General features: G+C 38.9%; 1 protein-coding gene. It reads right to left on the bottom strand.

From position 1 onward, the window contains the following. Positions 1 to 130 precede the first annotated feature (130 nt). Complete coding sequence (locus LOC54_RS12220; RefSeq protein ID WP_279314053.1) at positions 131 to 985, bottom strand: hypothetical protein; 855 nt, start codon at positions 983 to 985, stop codon at positions 131 to 133. Positions 986 to 1,245 lie beyond the last annotated feature (260 nt).

Raw genomic sequence — 1,245 nt, 5'->3', positions numbered from 1 at the left:
GCAGTGTCAGGCATGGGTCAATTCTCAGTGGAAATTTATACCCTTCCCGGGTCAGTTCTCGGTGAAAATCAACAGCCTCACAAGCATCGCTCATTGTCGCTCATATCTGCAGAATACTGCGAAAAATCACTCAGACCGTTTTTTGAGTCAGGCTCTCAGACTCAACTAAAACTGTGAGTCGTAATTTAATCTCATTAGGTAATGAAAATTGTTCCTTGTAATAGTCACTGTCTCCCCTAATATCGTTAAGAACTATTTCATCATGCATATCACCCATGAGTCCGTTAATAGTCGCAAGGAAGGTTGATAAAGCATCAAGCTCTTTATCCTTGCGAATAACTCGTAATGTATCCACATAAGCTGTGCGGCGGCTTATGATTTTACGAAGTGAATGAAACTGATGTCCTGTAACTTTTTGATCAAAATTTAAGACATCAATAATTTTGTTTAGTTCGTTTTTCTGAAAATTTTTAAATTCTTCGGGTGTAGCTGGTTTAAAATCTGCAAGACGTTTTAGGACCAGCCGAAATAGAAGTGGATGCAATACACTCCATAAAAGTAACGCTTTTCTAAAAGTTTTAAAATGTTGCCCATTCCGAAAAGCATCCTGTAAAAAACCCATTTGACAGGTTACAAAATGTAACTGCCACGGATATGTATGACGCCTGTCAAAGTTGCAGCACCCAAACCGCATATGTTTAAACTGCGCTCGGATTTCTTTATAAAATTCCTGCTCTTCAAAAAGAGCTTTCCGTCTTAATGCTATTTTCATGAGAATCCGACGGAACTCTTTTATTTTCGATCTTCTGGCCAGAAGTTGCCATGTTATACGATAACATTCCTCGAGCACTTCCTGATTACATTCTGTATTAGCCTTATAAGGATAATGTGCATTCATATTTATATCATCATCCCTCATGATGTTATTGAAAAGATTGGAAATTAGGATATCTGAAGCATAAGGAGTATTAGGATCAAATAGCATAAGAGGCATCCATGCAGAAAAAATGTTGTCTAGATAAATAAAGCAAGTATTATGAGTGCTTTATTTAACTTTAAAAATACGATTTGCAGCTCAAAGTCAATGTCTCTGATTAGAGGTGGACCACATTTTTTGGGCAGGGCAATAAGCTATAATCCGACCTGAAAGAGGACGGGTTTTATGGGTAAGGTTACGCGCAAGAGGTATGGGGCGGAGTTCAAATCACGGGTTGCCCTGGAAGCGATCCGTGGGGAACTGACGCT

The organism is Acetobacter sp. AN02, assembly GCF_029759835.1.
Lineage (GTDB): Bacteria > Pseudomonadota > Alphaproteobacteria > Acetobacterales > Acetobacteraceae > Acetobacter.
Note: the sequence above shows the minus strand (reverse complement) of the source record. Positions and strands in the feature narration are given on the sequence as shown.

What these genes read in the sequence shown, in the direction of transcription:
- LOC54_RS12220 (WP_279314053.1), bottom strand. Translation starts at nt 985, where the DNA reads ATGCTATTTGATCCTAATACTCCTTATGCTTCAGATATCCTAATTTCC.